At 71.7% G+C, this 16,084-nt stretch carries 16 protein-coding genes; 4 read left to right on the forward strand and 12 right to left on the reverse strand.

Translation table 11 applies throughout. From position 1 onward, the window contains the following. Nucleotides 1-34: 34 nt before the first annotated feature. The 12 genes from ABTY04_RS16570 to ABTY04_RS16625 all read right to left on the reverse strand — a co-directional run bounded on the left by ABTY04_RS16570 (nt 35) and on the right by ABTY04_RS16625 (nt 11,432). Nucleotides 35-427 (reverse strand): YccF domain-containing protein, encoded by a 393-nt coding sequence (locus tag ABTY04_RS16570; RefSeq protein ID WP_352214052.1) that lies wholly within the window; start codon nt 425-427, stop codon nt 35-37. Further along, a complete protein-coding gene (gene htpX, locus ABTY04_RS16575) occupies nt 424-1,287 on the reverse strand; it encodes a zinc metalloprotease HtpX (RefSeq protein ID WP_352214053.1) in 864 nt (287 codons plus the stop codon). The genes ABTY04_RS16570 and htpX overlap by 4 nt, the downstream gene beginning before the upstream one ends. Nucleotides 1,288-1,538: 251 nt before the next feature. Beyond that, on the reverse strand, nt 1,539-3,110 hold the full coding sequence (locus tag ABTY04_RS16580) for an NADH-quinone oxidoreductase subunit N (RefSeq protein WP_352214054.1): 1,572 nt from the start codon (nt 3,108-3,110) through the stop codon (nt 1,539-1,541). Further along, complete coding sequence (locus tag ABTY04_RS16585; protein ID WP_352214071.1) at nt 3,107-4,666, reverse strand: complex I subunit 4 family protein; 1,560 nt, start codon at nt 4,664-4,666, stop codon at nt 3,107-3,109. The genes ABTY04_RS16580 and ABTY04_RS16585 overlap by 4 nt, the downstream gene beginning before the upstream one ends. 38 nt (nt 4,667-4,704) lie before the next feature. Continuing rightward, nucleotides 4,705-6,705, reverse strand: a complete 2,001-nt coding sequence (locus ABTY04_RS16590) for an NADH-quinone oxidoreductase subunit 5 family protein (RefSeq protein WP_352214055.1) — start codon at nt 6,703-6,705, stop codon at nt 4,705-4,707. Beyond that, nucleotides 6,702-7,049 (reverse strand): NADH-quinone oxidoreductase subunit NuoK, encoded by a 348-nt coding sequence (gene nuoK / locus ABTY04_RS16595; RefSeq protein WP_352214056.1) that lies wholly within the window; start codon nt 7,047-7,049, stop codon nt 6,702-6,704. The genes ABTY04_RS16590 and nuoK overlap by 4 nt, the downstream gene beginning before the upstream one ends. After that, a complete protein-coding gene (locus ABTY04_RS16600; RefSeq protein ID WP_352214057.1) occupies nt 7,049-7,645 on the reverse strand; it encodes an NADH-quinone oxidoreductase subunit J family protein in 597 nt (198 codons plus the stop codon). Before ABTY04_RS16600 ends, nuoK begins: the two co-directional genes overlap by 1 nt. Further along, complete coding sequence (locus tag ABTY04_RS16605; RefSeq protein WP_352214058.1) at nt 7,642-8,268, reverse strand: NuoI/complex I 23 kDa subunit family protein; 627 nt, start codon at nt 8,266-8,268, stop codon at nt 7,642-7,644. Before ABTY04_RS16605 ends, ABTY04_RS16600 begins: the two co-directional genes overlap by 4 nt. Further along, nucleotides 8,268-9,227: a complex I subunit 1/NuoH family protein gene (locus tag ABTY04_RS16610; protein ID WP_352214059.1), complete on the reverse strand. Its 960-nt coding sequence runs from the start codon at nt 9,225-9,227 to the stop codon at nt 8,268-8,270. The genes ABTY04_RS16605 and ABTY04_RS16610 overlap by 1 nt, the downstream gene beginning before the upstream one ends. Continuing rightward, the gene (locus tag ABTY04_RS16615; RefSeq protein WP_352214060.1) at nt 9,224-10,429 is read right to left on the reverse strand and encodes an NADH-quinone oxidoreductase subunit C; all 1,206 of its coding nucleotides are present in this window, start codon (nt 10,427-10,429) and stop codon (nt 9,224-9,226) included. Before ABTY04_RS16615 ends, ABTY04_RS16610 begins: the two co-directional genes overlap by 4 nt. After that, entirely contained in the window at nt 10,426-11,034 is a 609-nt protein-coding gene (locus tag ABTY04_RS16620; protein WP_352214061.1) for an NADH-quinone oxidoreductase subunit B, read from the reverse strand. The genes ABTY04_RS16615 and ABTY04_RS16620 overlap by 4 nt, the downstream gene beginning before the upstream one ends. Then, nucleotides 11,025-11,432: an NADH-quinone oxidoreductase subunit A gene (locus ABTY04_RS16625; RefSeq protein WP_030163040.1), complete on the reverse strand. Its 408-nt coding sequence runs from the start codon at nt 11,430-11,432 to the stop codon at nt 11,025-11,027. The genes ABTY04_RS16620 and ABTY04_RS16625 overlap by 10 nt, the downstream gene beginning before the upstream one ends. A gap of 147 nt (nt 11,433-11,579) precedes the next feature. Here ABTY04_RS16625 and ABTY04_RS16630 point away from each other — a divergent pair, with 147 nt between their 5' ends. From ABTY04_RS16630 to ABTY04_RS16645, 4 genes are all read left to right on the forward strand, one after another. Then, entirely contained in the window at nt 11,580-12,791 is a 1,212-nt protein-coding gene (locus ABTY04_RS16630; protein ID WP_352214062.1) for a sensor histidine kinase, read from the forward strand. Between the two features lie 415 nt (nt 12,792-13,206). Beyond that, nucleotides 13,207-14,499: a sensor histidine kinase gene (locus tag ABTY04_RS16635; protein WP_352214063.1), complete on the forward strand. Its 1,293-nt coding sequence runs from the start codon at nt 13,207-13,209 to the stop codon at nt 14,497-14,499. Nucleotides 14,500-14,648: 149 nt separating this feature from the next. Next, nucleotides 14,649-15,308 (forward strand): response regulator transcription factor, encoded by a 660-nt coding sequence (locus tag ABTY04_RS16640; protein ID WP_352214072.1) that lies wholly within the window; start codon nt 14,649-14,651, stop codon nt 15,306-15,308. Between the two features lie 273 nt (nt 15,309-15,581). Further along, nucleotides 15,582-16,084: 2-oxoacid:acceptor oxidoreductase family protein (locus tag ABTY04_RS16645; protein ID WP_352214064.1), on the forward strand; the 503-nt coding region annotated here is incomplete at its 3' end.

Here is a 16,084-nt window from a genome sequence, read left to right on the forward strand (position 1 = left end):
TTCCTGCCCGTGGGTTCCTTCGCCGCCCTGCCGTCTAACGGGACGCGAACGGCGCGTCGGTCGGGACGATCTCACGGCCCAGCGGGAGCAGGGACAGCGGGACCATCTTGAAGTTGGCGATGCCGAACGGGATGCCGATGATCGTCACGCACAGGGCGACGCCGGTGACGATGTGGCCGATCGCCAGCCACCAGCCCGCCAGGACAAGCCACAGGACGTTGCCGATGCAGGATGCCGCGCCGGCGTCACGGCGCTCGACCGTGGTGTAGCCGAAGGGCCAGAGCGCGTACACGGCGATACGGAAGGCCGCGATGCCGAACGGGATTCCGATGATGGTGATGCACAGGAGCACGCCCGCGAGGCAGTAGCCCAGGAACAGCCAGATGCCGCTGAGGACGAGCCAAATGATGTTGAGGATGGTCTTCACTGACTACGGCCTGCCATCTGTTCGAGCCGGGCGATGCGCTCGGCCATCGGAGGGTGCGTGGAGAACATCTTAGAAAGGCCCACGCCTGGACGGAACGGATTGGCGATCATCATGTGGCTCGCGGTCTCCAGCCTGGGCTCGGGGGGCAGCGGGAGCTGCTTGACGCCGGCGTCGAGCTTGCGCAGGGCGCCGGCCAGGGCGAGCGGGTCGCCGGTGAGCTGGGCGCCGGACGCGTCGGCCTCGTACTCGCGCGAGCGGCTGATGGCCAGCTGGATCACGGATGCGGCGAGCGGGCCGAGGATCATGATCAACAGAAAGCCGATGATGCCGGGCCCCTCGTCGTCGTTGGACCGGCCGACCGGGATCAGCCAGGCGAAGTTCACCAGGAACATGATGACGGAGGCGAGGGCTCCGGCGACGGACGAGATCAGGATGTCGCGGTTGTAGACGTGGCTCAGTTCGTGGCCGATGACCCCGCGCAGCTCGCGCTCGTCGAGGATGCGCAGGATGCCCTCGGTGCAGCAGACGGCAGCGTTGCGCGGGTTGCGGCCCGTGGCGAAGGCGTTCGGCGCGTCGGTCGGCGAGATGTAGAGCCGGGGCATGGGCTGGCGCGCGGAGGTGGAGAGCTCGCGCACCATGCGGTAGAGCTGGGGCGCCTCGAACTCGCTGACGGGGCGGGCGCGCATCGCGCGTAGAGCCAGCTTGTCGCTGTTCCAGTACGCGTACGCGTTCGTCCCGAGGGCGACGAGGACGGCGATGATCAGGCCGCCCCGCCCGAAGAAGCTTCCGATGAGGATGATGAGTGCGGAAAGCCCGCCGAGGAGTACGGCGGTCTTCAGCCCGTTGTGCCGGCGGTGCACGGTACGCCCTCCAAATGGTGCGGCAGGGGAGCCCCGTCGTGGTTCTGAGGGTCTACGGTCCAGTGGACCCTCCCTTCCCGGTCAACGCGAGGTGAACGCGTCTGGTTCCCGGGGCGTGCCGCGTGCGCCCCCGGGTGTCCGGGGCGGCGCGGCTGCGGCGGGCGATACGCCGTCCGGGTCACGGCGTACGCGGATGCCGGCGGACCGGCCGGCGTACGGGGCCGGCGGGCCACCGGTCTGCGGGTCCGCGTCTACTGCGGGAACAGGCTGCCCGAGGCGAAGCGCAGGACGAGCTGCGGGGCGCCCGAGAGCACCACGGCGGTGACGGCCGTGACCACGATCGCGGCGGTGACCGGCCACGGGGCCTTCGTACGGGCCTCTCCGACGGGCTCCTCCGGGGCGCGGAAGAGCAGGGCCGTCCAGCGCAGGTAGTAGTACAGGGCGATGACGACGTTGACCGCCATGACCGCGGCCAGCCAGCCCAGGCCCGCGTCGACCGCGGACTGGAAGACGGTGACCTTGGCGAAGAGGCCGATGAGACCCGGCGGCAGGCCGGCCAGGCAGAGCAGGAAGAAGGCCAGCGCGAGGGCGGCCGCCGGGCGCTCCGTGTACAGGCCGCGGTAGTCGCTGATCCGGTGCAGCGGCTTCGTACGGGCGACGAGGGCGGCCACGGCGAAGGCGCCGAGGTTCACGACGGCGTACATGAGGGCGTACGCGACGGTCGAGCCGATCTGGTCGCGATCGGAGTAGGCGGCGGCCGCGATCGGGACGAGCAGGTAGCCGGCCTGGCCGACCGAGGACCAGGCGAGCAGCCGGACGGCGCTGCCCGGCCGGTCCGCTCGCTGGCGCAGGGCGGCGGTGTTGCCGAGCGTCATGGTGAGCGCGGCGAGGACGGCGAGGGCCGGGCCCCAGATGTCGGAGTACGCCGGGAAGGCGATCACCGTGACGAGGATGAGGCCGGTGAAGCCGACGGCCTTGCCGATCACGGAGAGGTAGCCCGCGATGGGCAGCGGCGCGCCGACGTAGGTGTCCGGGACCCAGAAGTGGAAGGGGACGGCCGCGGTCTTGAAGGCGAAGCCGACGAGGGTGAGCGCGACGCCGGCCATGGCAAGGGTGTCGAGCCGGCCGGGGACGTCTTCGAGGCGGTCGGCGACCTGGGTGAGGTGCAGGGAGCCGGTGGCGGCGTAGACGAAGCTGACGCCCATCAGCGACACGGCGGTGGCGGTGACGGAGGACAGGAAGAACTTGAGGGCGGCCTCGGAGGAGAGCCGGTCGCCGCGGCGCATGCCGACGAGGGCGAAGGCGGGCAGCGAGGCGACTTCGAGGGCGACGATCAGGGTGGCGAGGTCGCGGGAGGCGGGCAGCAGGGCGGCGCCCGCCGCGGAGGAAAGGAGCAGGAACCAGTACTCGCCGGCCGGCATGCGCGCGTCGCGGACGGCGGTGACCGACAGCAGGGCGGTGACCAGGGCGCCGACCAGTACCAGGAACTGGATGACGAGCGTGAAGTGGTCTGCGGTGTAGCTGCACGCACCGGGGTCGATGGTGAGGCAGAAGGTCGCGCGGTCGCCGGCGCGCAGCGGCAGCAGGGTGGCGGTCGCGGCGGCGAGGCCGGCCACGGACAGCCAGCCGAGCAGCGGCTTGTACCGCGGCGGTACGAAGAGGTCGGCGACCAGGACGACCAGGGCGACGGCGGCGGGGAGGACCACGGGGGCGATCGCGAGCCAGTCGACGCTCTGGACGAGGCTCGCGGTCTCGGCGCCCGGGGCCGCGGCGGCGGTGGCCTTGACCGCGGACAGGGCGGGCAGGGCGGACAGGGCCGTCATGCGTTGCCTCCTGCGAGGAGCTTCTGGACGGCCGGGTCGGTGAGGCCGAGGAGGACAGCGGGCCACAGGCCGGCGAGGACGGTGAGGGCTGCGAGCGGGGTCCAGGCGGCGAACTCGTAGCGCTGGATGTCCGCGAGTTCGAGCGTGGGCTCGGGCTGGGCCTTGGGGTCGCCCATGCAGACGCGCCGTACGACGATCAGCAGGTAGGCGGCGGTGAGCAGGGTGCCGAACGCGCCGAAGGCCATGTAGGTGAGGAACGCGGGCCGGGACAGGCCCGCCGCCGGGTCGAACGCACCGAACAGGGCCAGCATCTCGCCCCAGAATCCGGCGAGGCCGGGCAGGCCGAGGGAGGCGACGGCGGCGAAGGCGAGGAGGGCTCCGAGGCGGGGGGCGCGGCCGTAGAGGGCGGCCCCGGTGGCTCCGGCGAGGGTGTCGAGATCGGCGGTGTTGTAACGGTCTTTGAGCGAACCGACAAGAAAGAAGAGAAGGCCGGTGATCAGACCGTGCGCGATGTTGGCGAACAGCGCGCCGTTGACGCCGGTGGGAGTCATCGAGGCGATGCCGAGGAGGACGAAGCCCATGTGGCCGACGGAGGAGTACGCGATGAGGCGCTTGAGGTCGCCCTTGTTGCCCTTGCGGGCGAGCGAGAGACAGGCGAGGGACCCGTAGACGATGCCGATGGCGGCGAAGGCGCCCAGGTAGGGGGCGAAGGTCGCCATGCCGTCGGGGGTGACGGGGAGCAGGATGCGGACGAACCCGTACGTGCCCATCTTGAGGAGGACGCCGGCCAGCAGGACGGAGCCGACGGTGGGCGCGGCCGTGTGGGCGTCGGGCAGCCAGCTGTGCAGCGGCCACATCGGAGTCTTCACGGCGAGGCCGAGACCGATGGCGAGCACGGCCAGGAGCTGGGTGGTGTGGGTCAGTCCGCGGCCGTTGTCGGAGGCGAGCGCCACCATGTCGAAGGTGCCGCTGTTCAGTCCGATCAGCAGCAGTCCGAGCAGCATGACCACGGAGCCGAGGAGGGTGTAGAGGATGAACTTCCAGGCGGCAGCCTGCCGCTGAGCACCGCCCCAGCGGGCGATGAGGAAGTACATCGGGATGAGGACCATCTCGAAGGCGAGGAAGAACAGCAGCAGGTCGAGGACGGCGAAGGTCGCGAGGGTGCCGGACTCCAGGACGAGGAGCAGCGCGACGAAGGCCTTCGGGGAAGGGCCGTCGGGGAACTTGAAGTAGCTGTAGAGCGCGCAGAGGAAGAACAGCAGCGCGGTCATCAGGAGAAGGGGGAGCGAGATGCCGTCGATGCCGAGGTGGATCCGGACGTTCAGCGCCGGGATCCAGCTGATGTCCGTGGTCGCCTGGAAGCGGGCCGGGGTGTCGCGGTCGAAGCCCAGGGCGAGGGCGATCGCCGCGGCGAGGATCACGCCGGTCACGGTCACGCCGTGGCGCAGCACGGCCTGTCCGGGGCTCTTGCCCTTGAGTCCGGGCGGGGGCGGCAGGAGGGCCGCGGCGGCGCCGAGGAGCGGTGCGGCCACGACGAACGCCAGAAGGAACTGCATCACGGACGGGCTGATATCAATCACGGCTGACTCACGGCTCACGATCCGGCGTTGACGTTGGCGAGGACGGCGGTGGCGATCGCCAGGACCACGGCGCCGGCGAGCAGGGCGCTCAGGTAGCTCTGCACGTTGCCGGTCTGGGCCCGGCGTACGAGGCTGCCGAGCAGCCGGGGGCCGGCGCCCGCGCCGCGGACGTACGTGTCCACGACCTCGCGGTCGAGGAAGCGGACGAGGCTCGCGGCCGCGCGGACCGGGCGGACGAACAGCCGGTCGTAGACGGCGTCGAGGTGGAATCCGTCGGCCGCGTGGCGGTGCAGCGGGCCGAGCAGTGCCCGACCGGGGTCGGGGGCTGCGCCGGCGGGGACGGCGGGGTGGTCGTGGGTGACCTCGGCGACCTCGGGGGTCTCGGCCGCGGATTCCGCGGCGGCGGCGGACGCGGACACGCCGGTGCCGTATCCGACCGCGGCGGCCTTGGCCGTGGCCTGCTGCCACAGGGCGTAGGTCAGCACTGCGCCCACGGCGGCGGCTCCCGTGCCGAGGACCGAGGTGGTCAGCGTCGGGGTGAGTGCCTTGCCGTCGAACCAGTCGGCGATCGGGCCGGCGGCGAGGCCGAAGCCGATCGTCGGGATCGACAGCAGCCAGAGCACGCCGGTCATGGCGACGGGCTCCTTGCCGTGGTCGGGGGCGGTGGCACCCCGGCCGCGGAAGGCCATCAGCCACAGCCGGGTGGCGTAGGCGGCGGTGAGCAGGGCGGTCAGCACTCCGGCGACGAGCACGACCCAGCCGGCGGCGCTGGGAGCGAGCTCCGAGTGCCCGCCGGCGGCATGTTCGGCGGCGGCGAGGACGGCTTCCTTGGAGAAGAAGCCGGCGAAGGGCGGGATCGCGGCGAGCGCGAGCAGCGCGATCGTCATGGTCCAGAAGGCGTCGGGGATGCGCTTGGCCAGGCCGTCCATCCGGGACATGGCGGCCAGGGAGTTCGTCCCGGCGGCGTGGATGATCACGCCCGCACCGAGGAACAGGAGTGCCTTGAAGAAGCCGTGGGACAGGAGGTGGAAGACGGCGGCGCCGCGGTCGGCGACGGCCAGGGCCCCGATCATGTAGCCGAGCTGGCCGATCGTGGAGTAGGCGAGGACGCGCTTGATGTCGTCCTGGGCCAGGGCGGCGAGGCCGGAACCGAGCATCGTGACGGCCGCCATGACGGCCATGACCACCAGTGCGGCCCGGGAGGCCGTGAAGACCGGGAGGAGGCGGGCGATGAAGTAGACACCGGCGGCGACCATCGTCGCGGCGTGGATCAGCGCGGAGACGGGGGTGGGGCCCGCCATGGCGTCCGGGAGCCATGTGTGCAGCGGGAACTGTGCGGACTTGCCCGCGACTCCGGCGAGCAGCAGCAGTGCGATCAGCGTGGGGTGGTCGAGCCCGCCCGCGGCGACGGTGCCCAGGATCTTGGTGATCTGGAAGGAGTCGGCGTCGGTGGCGAGCGCGAACAGGCCGATCAGGAAGGGGACGTCGCCGAGCTTGGTGACGAGGAAGGCCTTGAGGGAGGCGGAGCGGGCCGCCTCGGTCTCCCAGTAGTGGCCGACCAGGAAGTACGAGCAGATGCCCATGATCTCCCAGCCGACCAGCAGCACCATCAGGTCGCCGGAGTAGACGACGAGCAGCATGGCGGAGGTGAACAGTGAGACCAGAGCGGCATACGACGGGTAGCGCGGGTCCTCGCGGAGGTACGCCGTGGAGTAGAGCTGTACGCAGGTGGCGACGACGCCGACCAGGACGGCGACCAGGACGGCGAAGCCGTCCAGGTAGAGCGAGAGGTCGATCGGCACCGAGCCGGTCGGGGTCAGCTCGGTCGCGGTGGTGATCGGTTTGCCGCCGCCCTGGCGGATGGCGACGAGTACGGCCAGTACGGCCGCGGCCAGCGCCGGCAGCACCGCGAGGGGCCTGACGAAGCCGGGGGCGCTGCGGCCGAGCAGCAGTCCCGCCACCGCGCCCAGGAAGGGCAGGAGCGGGACGAGGACCGCGAGGGTCGTGGTGCTCACGCGGTGACCTCGCTCTGGTTGTTCGGGGCGGGCTCGTGGCCCTCGGCGGTGTCGCGCAGCCGGTCGACGTCCGAGGTGCCGCGGTTGCGGTACACCATCAGCACGATCGCGAGGCCGATGCCGATCTCGGCGGCAGCGATGGCGATGGTGAAGAGGGTGAGGGCCTGGCCGGCGTGCAGGGTGTCGCGCAGCCAGACGTCGAAGGTCACCAGGTTGAGGTTGACGGCGTTGAGCATCAGCTCGACGGACATCAGGACCAGGATGGCGTTGCGGCGGGCGAGCACTCCGTACAGGCCCGTGCAGAAGAGGAGCGCCGCGAGCACGGCGGGGTAGGCGAGGTGCATCAGCGCTGCTGCTCCTTCTGGTCGTCGGGCGCACCGTCGGCGGCGTCCCTGCGGGAGAGCACGATGGCACCGATCAGGGCCGCGAGGAGGAGGACGGAGAGCGCTTCGAAGGGCAGCACCCAGTGCTGGAAGAGGATCTCGCCGGAGACCTTGGTGGAGCCCTGGACGGGGCCGTCGAGGTCGATCCAGGTGGTGCGGAACGCATCGACGACGACCCAGACGAGCGCGACGGCCGCGACGAGGGCGACGCCCAGGGCGACCCAGCGGTTGTTCGAGTCGGCGTCCGGGGAGCGGCCGATGGGGGCCTTCGTGAGCATCAGCCCGAAGAGGAGGAGGACGACCACGGAACCGAGGTAGATCAGGACCTGGACCCAGGCGATGAATTCGGCGGTCAGCAGCAGGTACTCGACGGCGATGCCGCCGAGCGCGACGACCAGCCAGAGGGCGGCGTGCACGAGCTGCTTGGTGGTGACCGTGATCGCGGCCGCGCCGAGGGTGGCGAGGCCGACGAGGAGGAAGGCGATCTCGACGCCGGTAGGGGAGAGGAACCCGTTGCCCGTCGCCGTGGCGGCCAGGGCGGTGGCTGCGGGGGTCACGCGTCTCCCTCCGGGGTGGTCGGGGCATCGGTCTCGGGCGCGGCGGGCTCGTCGGGCCCGGCGGCCCCGGCGGTCCCGGCGGTCCCGGCGGCTGCCGCAGCGGCGGCGGCCTCGGCCTTCTCCACGGCCTTGCGGGCGGCGGCGATCTCCTTGGGCTCCTCGGCGGCCGGGTCCAGGGCGGGCGGGGCCGGGACGGTCCACATCCACTCGCGCAGCTTGTCGCGCTCGTGGGTGAGTTCGAGGATGTCCGTCTCCGCGTACTCGAACTCCGGCGACCAGAAGAGGGCGTCGAAGGGGCACACCTCGATGCAGATGCCGCAGTACATGCAGAGGGAGAAGTCGATGGCGAAGCGGTCGAGGACGTTGCGGCTGCGCTCGCGGCCGCCGGGGGTGGCGGCCGGGACCGTCTCCTTGTGGGAGTCGATGTAGATGCACCAGTCGGGGCACTCGCGGGCGCACAGCATGCAGACCGTGCAGTTCTCCTCGAACAGGCCGATGACCCCGCGGGTGCGGGGCGGGAGCTCGGGCTGCACGTCGGGGTACTGGGTGGTGTGTGCGCGCTTCGTCATCGTGCGCAGGGTGACGGCGAGGCCCTTGGCGAGGCCGGATCCGGGGATGGGCATTACTGGATCGCCACCTTCACGATGCCGGTGAGCGCGATCTGGGCGAGCGCGAGCGGGATGAGTGTGGTCCAGGCGAGCTTCTGGAGCTGGTCCTCGCGCAGCCGGGGGTAGCTGACGCGGAGCCAGATCACGACGAAGGCGAGGACGGCGGTCTTGAGGAGGGTCCAGACCCAGCCGTCGGCGACGGGCCCGTGCCAGCCGCCGAGGAAGAGGACGGCGGTGAGGGCACTGAGTACGACGATGCCGGCGTACTCGGCGAGCAGGAACAGCGCGAAGCGCAGGCCCGTGTACTCGGTGTACGCGCCGAAGATGATCTCGGAGTCGGCTACGGGCATGTCGAAGGGGGGCCGCTGGAGTTCGGCGAGGCCGGCGGTGAAGAAGACGAGCGCGCCGGTGATCTGCCAGGGCAGCCACCACCACTGGAAGGCGCCGACGATGCCGGGGAGGGACACGGTCCCGGCGGCCATGGCGACGGAGGCGGCGGCGAGCAGCATCGGCAGCTCGTACGCGAGGAGCTGCGCGGCGGTGCGCAGGCCGCCGAGCAGGGAGAACTTGTTGGCGGAGGCCCAGCCGGCCATCAGGCTGCCGAGGACGCCGACGCCCATGACGGCGAGCACGAAGAACAGCCCGGCGTCGATGACCTGGCCGACGGCGCCCTCGCCCGGGCCGATGGGGATGGCGACGAGGACGAGGAGGTACGGGAGCAGGGCGACGGCGGGGGCGAGCTGGAAGATGCGGCGGTCGGCGTTGGCCGGGACGATGTCTTCCTTCTGCGCGAACTTCACGCCGTCGGCGACGAGCTGGGCCCAGCCGTGGAAGCCGCCGGCGTACATGGGGCCGAGGCGGCCCTGCATGTGTGCCATCACCTTGTGCTCGGTCTGCCCGACGACGAGCGGGAGCACGAGGAAGACGGCGAAGACGGCGATGAGTCGCAGGGCGACGTCGAGGACGTCGTTCACGCGTCGCCTCCCTTGTCAGGTTCGGATTCAGGGGTGGCGCCGGGTCCGGCCTCCGCCTCACGCCCGGCCGCGGGCTCCGGGGTGGTGGCGGGCCCGGCCGCGGACTCGGCGCCGGGGGCGGGCTCGGCACCGGGGGCGGGCGTGGGCTTCGGCTCGGCCTTCGGACCGCGGTCGGCCGCGGGTGCGGGGCCGGGCTTGGGTTCCGGTTCGGGTTCGGGTTCGGTGTCCCGGTCCGCGAAGGCGGGCTGGGGGTTGTGCCAGGGGGCGTCCGCGCTGCGGGGAGCGGGGCGCCGGCCCGGCGCCACCGTGCGCCCGGGGGCCGTCTCCTGGCTCGCCGAACCGTCCGCCGCCGTGCGCGTACGGCGCGCCGGGCGCGGGGCCTGCGGCTCCGCCTCCGCCGGAGCGACGGCTTCGCTGCCGGCCTCCGTCGGCGAGGAAGCCGCCTGGCTCGCCGAACCCTCCGCCGCCGTGCGCGTACGGCGCGCCGGGCGCGGGGTGTCGCCTTCCGGTGCTGCCGGTGCCGTCTGGGTGGCCGAGCCCTCCGTCACCGAGCGGGTGCGGCGGACCGGGGCGCCCTCGCGGGGGGTGCGGGCGGCGCGGGCCGGCCGGGCGGGGGCCGGCGGGAGCTGGCCCTTGAGCGGGCCCCAGTCGTTGGGGTCCGGGACGCCCGGCGGGAGCATCTGGCGGCGCTTCGGAGCGTCGGGGTCGTGTGCCTCGCCCGGCTCCTTGGCTCCCGGCCAGGCCTTCGCGACGCGCGCGGCCAGGACGAAGTCCTTGCGCAGCGGGTGCCCCTCGAAGTTCTCCGGGAGGAGGAGCGGAACGAGGTGCGGGTGGTCGGTGAAGACGACGCCGAACATCTCGAACGTCTCCCGCTCGTGCCATTCCGCGCCCGCGTAGATCGCGACCGCGGACGGGAGGGAGGGCGCCGCGTGCGAGACCGTCGTCCGCAGGAGCAGGCGGCGTACGCGGCGGTTTTCCAGGGACACGACGTGGGCGCAGATCCGGAAGCCCGTGCCCGGCTCGTCCACCGCGCTCAGCCAGTCGAAGTACGTGCAGCCCAGCTTGTCCCGGGCGGTCTCCAGCGCCGGGATCCAGCTTCCGACCGGCACGTCGACCGTCAGGACGTCGTACGCGTACTCGGCCACCGCCTCCGCGCCGAAGACCGTCGCGGCGGCGTCGGGGAGGGAGTCGTAGAGGTTCATGCGCCCGCTCCCGGCGCCGGCGGGGGCGTGACCAGGCCGCTGGTGAGCTGCGAGACCGACGGTCCCTGCCCGCCGGTGTAGCGGTCCGCGAGCGACTCTCGGGCGATCTTCTCCTGAAGCTTGAGGATGCCCTGGAGCAGCGCCTCCGGACGCGGCGGGCAGCCAGGGACGTAGACGTCCACCGGAATGATCTGGTCGACGCCCTTCGTCACCGAATAGGAGTCCCAGTAGGGCCCGCCGCAGTTGGAGCAGGCACCGAAGGAGATGACGTACTTCGGCTCCGGCATCTGCTCGTACAGCCGCTTCACGGCCGGGGCCATCTTGTCCGTCACCGTGCCCGAGACGATCATCAGGTCCGCCTGGCGCGGGCCGGGCGCGAACGGAATGACGCCGAGCCGGATGAAGTCGTGCCGGGCCATCGACGCGGCGATGAACTCGATCGCGCAGCAGGCGAGGCCGAAGTTGAAGACCCACAGGCTGTAGCGGCGGCCCCAGTTCAGGACCACCTTCATGGGCTCGGGGGCGAGCCGGGAGAGGACTCCCAGCCGCTTGGGCTCCGGGAGCAGCTGGCCCTCGACGGTGGTCACGGCCGGTGTCACGTCCATTCGAGGACGCCCTTCTTGTACGCATAGAGCAGGCCGACGGCCAGGAAGCCCAGGAAGATGAACATCTCCACGAGCGTCGTGGCGCCGTAGCCGGCGGCGGCGAACACCGTCGCCCACGGGAAGAGGAAGATCGAGTCGACGGCGAAGATGACGTAGAGGAACGCGTAGACGTAGTAGCGGACCTGCGTGTGCGCCCAGCCCTCGCCGACGGGGTCCACGCCGCACTCGTACGTCAGCAGCTTCTCAGGGGTCGGGACCACCGGTCTCAGCAGGCGGCCCGCACCGAACGCGACGGCCACGAAGAGCACACCGAGGACGGCCAGCAGGCCGACGACCGAATAACTTCGGAAATAGTCCGCCGCGAGCACGGTTACGGTCGATACCGTTGGGTCGGGCACGTCCGTTCCTCGCTCCTTGGCCACTGTCGACGATCTGGTACGGACGGGAGTCTAGGGCCTGGTCCACACAGGGTGGGGTTATCCCCCGTTTACTGCGGCCCGGCTGCCCCATGGCGCCTGCGGAGCGGAATTGGCAGGCTGGGCCGCATGACCGCGCCCGTTCAAGTCTCCCACCATGCCCCGGACAACGACCGGCCTCCTCCCATACGCCCGGCCCTGGGGGCCGTGGCGTGGAAAGAGACCGTCCATCTGGTGAGCAATCTTCCGCTCGCGCTCGTCGGGTTCGTCTACACCGTGACCATGGTGGCGACCGCCGGCGGCCTGTCCGTGACCGCGATAGGTCTTCCCCTCCTCGCAGCCGGCCTGATCCTGTCCCGCCAGTTGGGACGGCTGGAGCGGGCGAGGGCGCGCGTGCTGCTCGGCGTACGGGTGGACGAGCCGACTCCGCTGCCCGGGCCTCGGCGGGCCGGCGGGTTCTTCCCCTGGCTGTGGGCGGGCGTGAAGGACCCGGTGGCCTGGCGGACCGTGCTGTACGGGCTGGTGCGGCTGCCGTGGGGGGTGCTGACCTTCACGGCGGCGCTGGTCGGGCTGCTGGTGCTGTGGCCGGTCCTGCCGTACGTGGCGCGCTGGCTGACGAACGTGGACCGGCTGATGGTACGGGGGCTGCTCTCGCCCTCGGACGAGCTGGAGCGGCGGATCGCGGAGCTGGAGTCCGACCGGGGCGTGGTGGTGGACACGGCGGCGGCCGACCTGCGGCGCATCGAGCGGGATCTGCACGACGGGGCGCAGGCGCGGCTCGTGGCGCTGGCCATGGGGCTGGGCCTGGCGAAGGAGAAGCTGCTGGAGGACCCGGACGCCGCGGCGGCCATGGTGGACGAGGCGCACGGGGAAGTGAAGCTGGCGCTCCAGGAGCTGCGGGACCTGGCGCGGGGGATCCACCCGGCGGTGCTGACGGACCGCGGACTGGACGCGGCGCTGTCGTCGGTGGCGTCGCGGTGCGTGGTGCCGGTGAAGGTGGCGGTGGATCTGCCGGAGCGGCCTGCGGCCGCCATCGAGGGGATCGCGTACTTCACGGTGTCGGAGCTGCTGCAGAACATCAGCAAGCATGCGGGGGCGCGGCACGCGAGTGTGGAGGTGTGGCGGACGGGGCCGGACGGTGGATCCGGCGCCGGGCCGGGGGCGCGGCTCTTGATCCGGGTGTCGGATGACGGGCGGGGCGGGGCCGCCGTGGGGCGTGGGTCGGGACTGGCGGGGCTGGCGGAGCGGCTGCGCGCCGTGGATGGGGTGTTCGTCGTCGACTCCCCCGAGGGGGCGGGCACGGTGGTGACGGCGGAGCTCCCGTGGCGGGAGCGCGGCTGAAGCCGGGGCCTTCGGCCTGCTGATCGGGACCCCTGTCCGGGGCGTGGACGGGGGTCCCTTCGCCTGTCCCCTGCGGGGCCGGGGCCCGCGGAACCGAAATCCTGCCGAGCCGGGACTCTGCGGAACCGGGACTCTGCAGGGCCGGGTCCCTGCCGAGCCGCCGAAGCCCTGCCGAGCCGGGACCCTGCGGAACCGGGGCCGCGCGGAGCCGAGGCCCTGCGGGGCCGGGTGTACGCCGCGAGGCAGGGGCCGGCGCCGCACGGGCGGGGCGAACCGGAGGGTTCCGGTCCGGGGTCAGGGAGCTGTGGTGGGGTTATCCCCCCTGCCGAGAGGCCGACCCGCCCGATGGTTCCGGGCTCGGCCGGGCGGGAGGGTTGGGGTGGGTCATGGGAATGCGGAAGGGCGGGTCGGGATCATGGACATCGGTCGCGTGTGGCGGGCTCCGGTCGACGGGCGGACGTGGCGGGAGCTGGGGTATCTGCTGCTCGGTCTGCCCCTGAGCGTGCTGTACTTCTCGCTCGCGATCACCGGCGTCACCCTCGGCGCCGGGATGCTCGTCACCTTCCTCGGGATCCCCGTGCTCGCCGGGGTGCTCGCCATGTGCCGCGGCTTCGGCAGGGTCGAGCGGGCCCGGGTGCGCGGCCTGCTCGGGGTCGACATCGCCGAGCCCGCGCCCGTCCGGGCGAAGAAGCGGGGTCCGCTCGCCGCCATGGGAGCGCTGCTCAAGAGCGGCAGCGCGTGGCGGCACGCCCTGTACTCGGTGGTCCACCTCCCGTGGGCCGTCTTCGCCTTCACCGTGGCACTGGTGTTCTGGGCGTACGGATGGGCCTTCCTGCTGTACCCGGTCTGGTACTGGGTCTTCCCCGCCTACACCGACATGCCGGGGCTCCAGCTGTTCCAGAACGACGACTACACCTTCTACCTCGACTCCCCCGTCGAGATCGCCCTGGCCTGCCTGGCCGGGCTCGGATTCACCCTGGCCACGCCCTGGGTGGTGCGGGCGCTCACCACCGTCGACCGCGTCCTCGTCGCCGGGCTGCTCGGGCCGTCGAGCCTCGACCACCGTGTCACCGAGCTGGAGTCCGACCGCGGGGTCGTGGTCGACACGGCCGCCGCCGACCTGCGCCGCATCGAGCGGGATCTGCACGACGGGGCACAGGCCCGCCTGGTGGCGCTGGCCATGGACCTGGGGCTGGCGAAGGAGAAGCTCGCCGAGGACCCCCGCGCCGCGGCCCGGATGGTGGACGAGGCGCACGGAGAGGTGAAGATCGCGCTCCAGGAGCTGCGCGACCTGGCCCGCGGGATCCACCCGGCCGTGCTGACGGACCGCGGTCTGGACGCGGCGCTGTCCTCGGTGGCCTCCCGGTGCGCGGTGCCGGTGCGGGTGTCCGTGGACCTGCCGGACCGGCCCGCTTCGGCGGTCGAGGGGATCGCATACTTCACCGTCTCGGAGCTGCTCCAGAACGTCGGCAAGCACTCCGGGGCCCGTACCGCGGGCGTGGACGTGTGGAGGTCCGGGGATGGGAGCCGGCTGCTGATCCAGGTCGCGGACGACGGCCGCGGCGGCGCGAGCTCCGACGGCACGGGCACCGGGCTGGCAGGGCTCGCCGAGCGGCTGGACGCCGTGGACGGGGTGCTGGTCGTGGATTCGCCCGCCGGCAGCGGCACCACGGTCACCGCCGAGCTCCCCTGGCGTTCCCGCCGGTAGCCCGCCGGCCGGGCGGCACCCCGTCCCCGCTCCCGCGACCACGCGATGATCCGGACTCGCCTCCATCTTCCCCTCGGGCTGGGATGCTTGGCTGAGTCAGGTACATCCGACAACGTGGACGCGGGAGCTGCTGGATCGTGGAAGACAGGGTGCGGGTGGTCATCGCCGAGGATTCAGTGCTGCTGCGTGAGGGCCTGACCCGTTTGCTGACCGACCGGGGGCATGACGTCGTGGCCGGCGTCGGGGACGCGGAAGCCCTGATCAAGACGGTGGCGGAGCTGGCGGCCGAGGACGCGCTGCCGGATGTGGTGGTGGCTGACGTACGGATGCCGCCGACGCACACCGACGAAGGCGTGCGGGCCGCCGTACGGCTGCGCCGCGAGCATCCCGGGATAGGCGTGCTCGTGCTGTCGCAGTACGTGGAGGAGCAGTACGCCACCGAACTGCTTGCCGGTTCCAGTACCGGGGTGGGGTATCTGCTCAAGGACCGGGTGGCCGAGGTGCGGGAGTTCCTGGACGCCGTCGTACGCGTGGCCCGGGGCGGGACCGCCCTGGACCCGGAGGTGGTCGCCCAGCTGCTCGGCCGCAGCCGGAAGCAGGACGTGCTGGCGGGGCTGACCCCGCGCGAGCGCGAGGTGCTCGGGCTGATGGCCGAGGGGCGGACCAATTCGGCCGTGGCCAAGCAGTTGGTGGTCAGCGACGGAGCGGTGGAGAAGCACGTCAGCAACATCTTCATGAAGCTCGGACTGTCACCGAGCGACGGGGACCACCGGCGGGTCCTGGCCGTTCTCACCTACCTCCGGTCTTGATCGAAAGCCGGGGCGCCGGGTCGGGGCATTGATCAAAACCTTGATCAACTGACACCCTGTCAGGCGTGGCGGTACTGCGTCTGGCCGCCGGAGGCTCGCACTATTTCTGCACGGCACGACATCTCGGATTCTCTCGGAATCGCACGGAATTCTCTCGACAGACCGCCGCGGGAGGCGGTCCGGAATGCGAGCGTCCCCCGAGAAGGTCACTCCTGCCGACGTAGGGTTGACCTTGGGAGCGGGAACGCCAAGCCTCGAAGGAGGTCCAGTTCAGTGACCAGCCAGGTCAGTAGTCCAGCCGAACAGGCCGACGGGGCCGAAGGGGCTGTAGTCGGCGAACAACGGACACCCCCGACCTCCGGCGGCAAGGAAGTACGCCGCCTCGACCGGGTGATCATCCGCTTCGCGGGTGACTCGGGTGACGGCATGCAGCTCACCGGTGACCGGTTCACCTCGGAGACGGCGTCCTTCGGGAACGACCTCTCCACGCTGCCGAACTTCCCGGCCGAGATCCGTGCCCCCGCCGGCACCCTGCCCGGCGTGTCGTCGTTCCAGCTGCATTTCGCCGACCACGACATCCTGACGCCGGGTGACGCCCCGAACGTACTGGTCGCGATGAATCCGGCAGCCCTGAAGGCGAACATCGGAGACGTCCCGCGCGGCGCCGAGATCATCATCAATACCGATGAATTCACCAAGCGCCCGATGGCCAAGGTGGGGTACGAGACCTCACCGCTGGAAGACGGCTCGCTGGGCGCGTACAACATTCACGAGGT

It is taken from the genome of Streptomyces sp. NPDC097981, from assembly GCF_040302565.1.
In the GTDB taxonomy this organism is placed as follows: domain Bacteria; phylum Actinomycetota; class Actinomycetes; order Streptomycetales; family Streptomycetaceae; genus Streptomyces.